Source organism: Hyphomonas jannaschiana VP2, from assembly GCF_000685215.1.
Classification (GTDB): domain Bacteria; phylum Pseudomonadota; class Alphaproteobacteria; order Caulobacterales; family Hyphomonadaceae; genus Hyphomonas; species Hyphomonas jannaschiana.
The window spans coordinates 1-8,750 of sequence record NZ_ARYJ01000024.1; the positions used below are offsets into that span (position 1 = coordinate 1).

Consider the following 8,750-nt stretch of genomic DNA (forward strand, 5'->3'; position numbering starts at 1 on the left):
AGGATGCATGCCCTCAAAGATGGGGCCGGGCGCTATCAGACGAATTCAGATCGCCCCCAACCTGTCATCCCGGAAAACGCGAAGCGTTTCTCCGGGACCTTCTTGCTGGTGCGCGCGCTACAGGAACAGGGTCCCGGATATTTGCTTCGCAAATTCCGGGATGACATGCCGGGGGTGGGGGAGAGCGCGCGGTGTGTCCGCGCTTAGTTTGCGCCCCAGGGTGCCGGTGGCGGGTCGACGGGTTTGGCTGTGTCGAACTCCACGCGGAAGAAGCGGCCGGGGCGTTCCAGTTCGTAGGCGAACAGGCTGTGGGACGGGCGCACCTCGACGGCCCAGACATTATCCTTTGACTGAGGAATGCCGGAGGCATCGAACAGGGCCTTTGTGGCTTCGTCCGCCGGGAAGTTCAGGCGGCTACCGCTAAAGCGGTCATCCCGGACGCCGCCATAACCGGTCAGCGCGTCGGGGCTGCCGTCTTCGTGACGGTGCTCGTGGTGCAGGGCGAGGCGGTCGCCCTCGCGGTGGATGACCCAGATGCGCGAGCGGTCGTCGCCGACATGAAGTGGAATACGCACCTCGTTCTTTGTGCAGGAACGGACATGCATGACGATACGTTGGGCGCGCCAGGGATCATCCTGCAGGTCTTCGCTGACGATCCTTCCCTCGAAGGCCTTGCCGCAGAGGGCAGAGAGCCGGTGCATGAACTCCGATTCTTCCAGTGTCGGCTGGCTGCACGCGGTGACGAACAGCGTCGTGGCGGCGAGGAGGAGGCGTGCGCGCACCGGGCCGGGCCTAGTGGCGGAAGTGGCGCATGCCGGTGAAGACCATGGCGAGGCCGGCTTCGTCGGCGGCGGCGATCACTTCATCGTCGCGGATCGAGCCGCCCGGCTGGATCACGGCGCTGGCGCCGGCAGAGGCCGCCTGCAACAGGCCATCGGGGAAGGGGAAGAAGGCATCGGAGGCGGCAACGCAGCCTTGGGTCTTCGGTTCGGCCCAGCCAGCCACCTCGGCGGCGTCTTCTGCCTTGCGGGCGGCGATGCGAGCGGAGTCGATCCGGCTCATCTGGCCGGCGCCGATGCCGACGGTTGCGCCGTCTTTCGCATAGACGATCGTGTTGGATTTGACGTGCTTGGCGACACGCCAGGCGAATAGCATGTCTTCCAGTTCCTGCTCGGTCGGGGCCTTCTTCGTCACGACTTTCAGGTCGGCTTTGTCAATGCGGCCGAAGTCCCGGTCCTGCATTAGGAAGCCGCCCGCGACGGTTTTGACGAAACGGCCGGCAGCGGCCGGGTCGGGCAGGCCTTCAGTGATCAGGAGGCGGAGGTTCTTCTTCTTCGCGAATACGGCTTCAGCGGCCGCATCGGCGCCGGGGGCGATGACGACTTCGGTGAAGATCTGCGAGATCTCTTTCGCGGTCTCTTCATCGAGGGCACGGTTCAGGGCCACGATACCGCCGAAGGCAGAGGTGGAGTCGCAGGCGAGGGCGGCGCGGTAGGCTTCGATGATGCTCGCCCCTTGCGCCACGCCGCACGGGTTGGCGTGCTTGATGATGGCGACGGCCGGGACGTCTGCGCCCAGTTCGCCGATCAGTTCATAGGCGGCATCGGTGTCGTTGATGTTGTTGTAGGAGAGTTCCTTGCCCTGCAGCTGTTTCGCCGTGGCGACGCCGGGGCGTTTCTCGCCGGTGACGTAAAAGGCAGCCTTCTGGTGCGGGTTCTCGCCATAGCGGAGGGACTGCTGCAGCTTGCCGCCGAGGGCGGCCCAGTCTGGCGCGGTCTCGCCAAGCTGATCGGCATACCAGGACGAGATCGCCGCGTCGTAGGCGGCGGTGCGGGCATAAGTCTTGGCGGCGAGCTTGCGGCAGAGCGTGACGGACACTTCGCCATCATTCGCGTCCATCTCTTCCAGCACCTTGTCGACATCGCCGCCATCGGTGCAGACGGCCACGAAGGCGCCGTTCTTGGCCGCGGCGCGCAGCATGGCCGGGCCACCAATGTCGATGTTCTCGATACAGGTTTCAAAGTCCGCACCGGAGGCGACGGTCGCCTCGAATGGGTAGAGGTTCACATAGATCAGGTCGATCGCGCCGATGCCGTGGGTCTCGGCGTCTTTCACATGGGACGGGTTGTCGCGCAGATAGAGCAGGCCGCCATGCACGGCCGGGTGCAGCGTCTTCACGCGGCCATCCATCATTTCCGGGAAGCCCGTCAGGTCTGCGACGTCCTTTACCTCGAGGCCGGCCTCTTTCAGCAATTTTGAGGTGCCGCCGGTGGAGACGAGCTCGACGCCCTTCTCAGCGAGCTTTTTCGCCTGCTCCACAAGGCCGGTCTTGTCGGAAACGGACAGAAGGGCACGGCGAATACGGACGGGGGCTCCGCTGGCGGCGTCGGACATGAGGGGGTCTCCAGGAAGGACAATTTGTTGCCGCGCGGGGTAGCACGGCAGGGCGGGGCGTCAAGCGATGTCCTTGTAGGCTTTTGCAGCCCGCTCCACGCCGTATTCCGGCACCATCATGCCCAGCATGCGCAGCGCTTCGGAGCGTTCGCGGCGGCTGGCAGCCTCGATCAGGACGGCAAGCTGCTTGTCGAAGAGCTCAGATGAGGGGGCACGGCTGGCAACGCGCAGGACGCCGTCGACATCGGTATCGGTGACCGTCTCATGCTCATAGGTCAGCGCTTCGTGCATTTTCTCGCCAGCCCGCAGGCCCGTCTCTTTGATCTCGATGTCGACGCCGGGGATCAGGCCCTTCAGGCGGATCAGCGTCTCGGCCAGCTGCAGGATCGGCATCGGCTCGCCCATGTCGAGGACGTAGATGTCCGAGTTCCCGCATTCATGCTGCAGGGCGCCGGCCTGCAGGACGAGGGCGGAGGCCTCTTCCACCGTCATGAAATAGCGGGTGACCCCCAGATCCGTGATGGTGACAGGGCCGCCATCGGTGATCTGCTTTTCGAACAGCGGCACCACCGATCCGGATGAGCCCAGCACATTGCCGAACCGCACCATGGCTGCGGCCATTTCGGAATCCTCGGCGATGCGGGAAATGGCGATTTCGGCGAGGCGCTTGGTCGCCCCCATGACATTGTCCGGGTCCACGGCCTTGTCGGTCGAGATGAAGACAAAACTGTTCGCGCCGATGGCGGCGGCGGCCTGGGCGCAGTTCACGGCCCCGGAGACATTGGTCAGGATCGCTTCACAGACATTGCGCTCCATGAGGGGCACATGCTTCAGCGCGGCGGCATGGATCACGACCTGCGGCTGGGCGCTCTGGAAGATGTCGCGTACGCGGTTGGCATCGCGGACATCGCCGAGACGGGCGCGGATATTGAGGTCCGGGAATTGTTTCGTCAGCTCCATATCGATGGCGTAGAGATTGTACTCGCAGGAATCGATGATGGTGAGTTGCGCCGGATTGAGCCCGGCAACCTGGCGGGCCAGCTCCGAACCGATCGTGCCGCCGCCGCCGGTGATCAGCACCCGGGCGCCTTCGATCTTGCTGCGGACCGGGGCGATGCTGAGGCGCCGTTCCGGCCGGGCCAGCAGGTCCGCCGGGCGAACGGGCTCCAGCAGGTGGGCTGTCTCCTCGCCGGACAGCGCCATGATTTCCGCCCCATGCGCAGACGTGACGTCCAGGATCTGCATCATGGTCTTGCGGTCGCGGGCCGCGCCCGTCAGGGCGACCCAGGGTGTGTTCTCATAGCGGACGCTCAGAATGTCGAGCACGTTGGACAAGTCATCCAGCCCGCCCATGATCGGCACGCCGCGAATGGCGCGGCCGGGATCATTGCCATCGGTGTCGATCAGGCCCAGCAGGCGGAAATTCTGGGTTTCGGTCGGGGTCTGCAGGCGGCGGATCACGCCGATACAGCTCGGCACGTCGCCTATCAGCAGGATGGGGCGCGCATCCTTGGCAACCGGGCTGAAGATCTGCAGAGGCTTCTGGGTCGAGCGCGAGAGGGCGACCATCCGACCGGTGAAGAGGCCAATGGTCCAGATCAGGAGGGCCGTCAGCAGTACGCCCCAGGGCTGGGACAGGGCGCCATTCAGCAAGCCCGCAATCGGCAGGTAGATCAGGCCCGACAGGGCAACAGCCTGCATCACGCGCAGGGCGTCCGGCCAGCCGATATGCCGCCAGACCTGCGTCTGGATCCGCAGCATCAGGAAACCAGCAGCCACTGCGGCGGTGAAGGCAATCGTGCTGACCACGGTGGAGCTGACCGGAAAGGCACCGCGCGGCTCAGCCGTCCACCACATCAGCACATTGGCCACGATCATCGCGCCAGCAGCAACCGCGAGGTCAAACCCCAGGGTCAGGAGCATGGCTCTACGGGCAATACGTTGAGGCGTCATGCACTTGGTTCCTTCACAAAGGCCCAGCGGACGCAGTTCGGAGGTTCGGTTCCGTCACTATTCGGATCCGCGAACCCCGCGATCACAATTTGCTCGGGGCGTTCAACCACGCCTCGGGCGAGATAAGCCGTCCGTTCGAGTCTTGCCCCTTCATGACTCGTTTTGAAGCGCCATACAGCCCCATTTTCGCATATCAAGCGAATCGCATCTTTGCCCATCATGGCTTCCACGGTGGGATGAAGGTGGAAACGGATCTCGAAATTGATGAATTTCCGGTCTTCCGCAGGGCCCTGTGAGATCGGTCTGACAAGGGAATCCTCGCCGGCCAGCCTTTTGCCGTCGCCTGCCATGAACAGGCGCCGGCGGTGCAGGAGGCCATGGGCCGCCTTGTAGCCGCCATGCTGGGCGTCGAGCCAGATTTCGTCGGCTTCCTCCAGGCGTTTCGCGGAAATTCCCTCCGGCCCGCTGGCCGACAGGAGCCGGGTCGCTTCATTCATCGAGAAGGTTGCCGAATCCCGGCCGGACAGAATGAGGGTGGAGTGCGCGCTGGTGCGGCGCACGGCGGCCTGCCAGTCGATGTTCACCTCAGCGCTGAATCCGCAGGAGGTGACGATCCGGGATGTCTCGTCGGAGAGTTCAAAGCCGAGGGCGCCGGCATGGGCCTGATCGCCAAAGGGCAGGCCCGGGGCCTCCCCGCAGTCGAGCACCAGGCGCAGGCCGTGCTTCTCCAGCTTCTGGAAGCCGGATTTCGGGGCGAAGGTGAACCGGCGGGGCGGGGCGGGCAGCCGGCCGAGGGCGGCGTCAACCACTTCCGGACGGGATTCGTCGCCGTCATTGAATGGGTTCAGGGCGCCGTCGCCGGTCTGGAAAAAGGCGAGCATCGCCCCCATCCGGGGAATCCATTTGGCAAAATAGTCCGGCGCTTCGATGCCTGCACGGGTCAGCAATTCTTCCAGCGTCTGGAGTTGCAGCAGGCAGAACAACAGCCGCGACGGGGCCCGGCTGACATGCCCGCCATCGGGCAGGATCTGCGCGGTGCATTCCGCGTCCAGACGGTCCAGCGCGAGGCCGAGGGCGGCGCGGTCGTTGAAACAGAGCGCGCCGGCGACGAGGACCACGGCAGACACCCAGCGGGCCCGGGGGGCGACTTCGGCATCGGCCTGGCTTTCCAGATAACGGAGCTGATGAAGCAGGCAGGAAAGGCGCGCCTGACGGGCCGCTTCCGGGCCTTCCTCGAACAGGTCTTCGCCGCACCGCAGCCAGTGCCACAGACGGGCCGCCGTCGGGTCCGTCCGCCAGGCGAAGCCATTGAAGCTGCCAAACATCTCGATCCAGGAATCGACATGCGCCCGCGCCCGGCTCGCGCCTTCCTCGCCTTGCGAAAACAGGTCCGGCAGCCAGGCGAAGCGGTGCAACCTGTCAGCGACATGTTTGGATGGCATCGGCACCGACCAGGGGCTTTGTCCCGGCTCCAGTGTCATGCGCGACATGCCGATTCGCCAGACGCCGCGCATCAGCGCTTCACCGCGCAGCGTGTCGGGCGGGACAAGGTCTGCCAGATGGCAGGTGAAGCCCTGCGGGACGGGGCCGGTCTGCTTCAGGCGCTGGACGGCACCGATCTTGGCGTCTTCGCCGCTGACACCCCGGAAGCGCCGCCAGAGCGCAGCATCATCCGCGCCGGACCTTTGTGCCCGTTCAGCAGCGAATTGGCTGTCTCCACCTGACACGGCGCGCGTCCAATCTACATGGGTTAAGCGTGCACGCTGGGTCTCAGGGCACGGATGTTGTCAGCATAGGCCGTCGGCCCGCCTTTGAACACGGCAGACCCGGCAACAATCGCGGTGACGCCTGCGGAAATGGCGCGCGGCGAGGTTTCGGCGTTCAGGCCGCCATCGATTTCGAGGATGATGTCGCGGCCTGTTCGGTCGATCATCTGGCGAAGTTGTTCCACTTTACGCAGCTGGCTCTCGATAAAGGCCTGGCCGCCAAAGCCCGGGTTCACCGACATGACAAGAACGAGATCGATGTCGTCGATGACGGGTTCAATGATGCTGGCCGGTGTAGCGGGGTTGAGGGCGACGCCCGGTTTCATGCCCGCCGCGCGGATGGCCTGCAGCGTGCGGTGCAGGTGCGCGCCTGCCTCCGGGTGGACGGTCAGGATGTCGGCGCCTGCCTTGGCAAAGGCGTGGATGAACGGATCCACCGGCGCGATCATCAGGTGCACGTCGAACGGCTTTTTCGTGTGCGGACGAAGTTTCTCGATCACGGGTGGGCCGAAGGTCAGGTTCGGCACGAAATGGCCGTCCATGACATCGATGTGGATCATGTCGGCACCGGCATGATCGATGGCCCGGATTTCCTCTCCCAGACAGGCAAAGTCTGCAGAGAGAATCGAAGGAGAAATCAGTATGTCGCGCATAGAGACTCCCTAAATGGGAAATGCCGGACACACAAGGCGCCCGGCATTCCGAATCTGCTTTCGATAGAAGGCGTTGGGCTTAGTAAGCCGCCGCCGGAATCAGCTTCCAGCCGTCTGCACCGGCGATGATGTCCACCGGGGTGCCCGGAGCGATATAGACGTCGGCGCCCTGGATGATTTCCTTGCTCTCGCCGCTGGAGAAGCGGACGATATAGGCGAAGGCCTTGGACGTGCCGACAGCCTTGCCGGCCTCGTTGCCGACGATCCCGCCGAGCACGGCGCCGCCGATGGCACCAGCCGTCTGAGCCTTGTCACCACCGCCCAGCTCCGAGCCAGCAAGCCCGCCGAGCACAGCGCCGGTCGCGGTGCCGATGATCGAGCTGTCGCGCTTGATGGTCACTTCACGCACCGAGGTGACGGTTCCATGATAGACGGTAGAGGCTTGGCCTACCGCTCCCGGGCTGGCCGTACCAACGCCGGATGTCGAAGCACAACCTGCCAGAGACAGGCTGAGCGCCAGGAAGGCACCGGCGGCCAGTTTACCGGTCGAGGTGCGGATGGAAGAAACAACGGTCATTTAAGTGCTCCCTGCACATTGTATCGGGCCTTTCTGGCATGTGCCGGCTGAATGCTACATGAACCTTCAGCGGCAAATTCAGGGCCGCGAGCTTACCTTAGCGCTGTGGCGTCAGGCGTGACATGAAGAATGCGTCATGTTCGCCGTCTTTCCCCGGCAAGGTGAGCACATCCCCGTGATCTGTAAGGCTATCGGCGAATCCGGGCGCTTCCTCAGGTCTGACGGGCAGGCGGGTGACGAGACCGTCGGCGATGGCGCGGGCCACCACATCGGCGCCTTCGGCCTTCAGCGGGGTGCAGACACAATAGAGAATCGTGCCGCCGGGGCGGACCATCTCTGTCGCTGCTTTCAGTAATCGGTACTGCACATCCGGGAAGCGGGCGATGTCGGTTTCGCGTTTGATCCAGGCGCCTTCCGGGTGACGGCGCAGCGTGCCGAGCGCGGAACATGGCGCGTCCAGCAGGAGGAGGTCTGCCGGGGCTTCCGGCCGCCAGGTTTCGGCGTCGGCTGTAATGACTGTTGCAGATAGCCCGGTGCGTTCCAAATTCTCTTCGAGCCGTTTCAGGCGCGGTTTCGACCGGTCCACCGCGATGACATTCAGCCCCGCCGCGCAGAGCTGAAGCGTCTTGCCGCCGGGGGCCGCGCAAAGGTCAATCGCCGTGATTTCCGGCGACTTGCCCATGACCATACCGGACTGATCCATGACTATGCCGGACTTGTCCGGATCATCCGATGTGCATGCCATGAGCAGTTTTGCCGGCAGGGCGGCGGCCGGGTCCTGCACCCACCAGTCGCCGCTGCCATATTCGGCGAGCGCCTCGACCGGCCCGCCCGGCGCGCGGACAGAGCCATTGTCCAGCAGCTCCCCGCCGGTCACTTCGGCGACGGCGGCGGCGCTGGTCTTCGCGGTCAGGTAAATGCCGGGTTCCCCCAGTTGGGCGGCGGCGAGCCGGGCGGCGCCGTCTTCCCCGAGGCTTTCGGTAAAAGCGTCGGCCAGCCAGTCCGGCCAGATCGCGGTCAGGGGCAGGGCGTCCAGGTCCGGGCGTTCCGCCGCGGCGCGGCGCAGCACGGCGTTCAGGAAGGCGCCGCCGGAGCGGGCATCCGGCCAGTCCTTCGCCGCTTCGACCGTTGCGGAGACGGCGGCATGTTCCGGCACATCCATCCGCCAGAGCTGGACCGCGCCAACCCGCAGCAGCGCGCGGATGGCAGGACTTGCTGCTTGCAGCGGGCGGGAGAGGAGGGGGGCGAGGGCGCGGTCGATGCGGCCAAGTTCCCTGAGTGCCGCCGAGGCGATGGCGCGGGCGAAGGCCCGGTCCGGCCCGTCGAGGTCACCAAAGGGCAGGGACTCCGCCATGGCCTGGTCCAGCGTCCGGCGCTTTTCGATTGTCAGAAACAGGAGATCGGCGG

7 protein-coding genes are annotated in these 8,750 nt (G+C 65.0%); all 7 read right to left on the reverse strand.

The window, feature by feature from the left end; all coding sequences use genetic code 11:
• Positions 1–203: 203 nt before the first annotated feature.
• A complete protein-coding gene (locus HJA_RS17550) occupies positions 204–782 on the reverse strand; it encodes a hypothetical protein (protein WP_035585048.1) in 579 nt (192 codons plus the stop codon).
• 10 nt (positions 783–792) lie between these two features.
• Entirely contained in the window at positions 793–2,394 is a 1,602-nt protein-coding gene (gene purH / locus HJA_RS17555) for a bifunctional phosphoribosylaminoimidazolecarboxamide formyltransferase/IMP cyclohydrolase (RefSeq protein WP_035585052.1), read from the reverse strand.
• Positions 2,395–2,454: 60 nt separating this feature from the next.
• Entirely contained in the window at positions 2,455–4,347 is a 1,893-nt protein-coding gene (locus tag HJA_RS17560; protein ID WP_081814796.1) for a polysaccharide biosynthesis protein, read from the reverse strand.
• Entirely contained in the window at positions 4,344–6,074 is a 1,731-nt protein-coding gene (locus HJA_RS17565) for a heparinase II/III family protein (RefSeq protein WP_035585055.1), read from the reverse strand. Before HJA_RS17565 ends, HJA_RS17560 begins: the two co-directional genes overlap by 4 nt.
• A gap of 23 nt (positions 6,075–6,097) precedes the next feature.
• Positions 6,098–6,766 carry a ribulose-phosphate 3-epimerase gene (gene rpe / locus HJA_RS17570; protein WP_035585058.1) on the reverse strand — a complete coding sequence of 223 codons (669 nt, stop codon included), beginning with the start codon at positions 6,764–6,766 and terminating at the stop codon, positions 6,098–6,100.
• 79 nt (positions 6,767–6,845) lie between these two features.
• Complete coding sequence (locus HJA_RS17575; RefSeq protein WP_034761203.1) at positions 6,846–7,343, reverse strand: outer membrane lipoprotein; 498 nt, start codon at positions 7,341–7,343, stop codon at positions 6,846–6,848.
• 97 nt (positions 7,344–7,440) lie between these two features.
• The coding region (locus HJA_RS17580) for an RsmB/NOP family class I SAM-dependent RNA methyltransferase (protein WP_035585061.1) at positions 7,441–8,750 on the reverse strand (1,310 nt) is incomplete at its 5' end.

Bases quoted from the DNA above. Each gene is read 5' to 3' on its own strand.
- rpe (WP_035585058.1), bottom strand. From the start codon at position 6,766: ATGCGCGACATACTGATTTCTCCTTCGATTCTCTCTGCAGACTTTGCC.
- HJA_RS17575 (WP_034761203.1), bottom strand. From the start codon at position 7,343: ATGACCGTTGTTTCTTCCATCCGCACCTCGACCGGTAAACTGGCCGCC.
- HJA_RS17560 (WP_081814796.1), bottom strand. From the start codon at position 4,347: ATGACGCCTCAACGTATTGCCCGTAGAGCCATGCTCCTGACCCTGGGG.
- purH (WP_035585052.1), bottom strand. From the start codon at position 2,394: ATGTCCGACGCCGCCAGCGGAGCCCCCGTCCGTATTCGCCGTGCCCTT.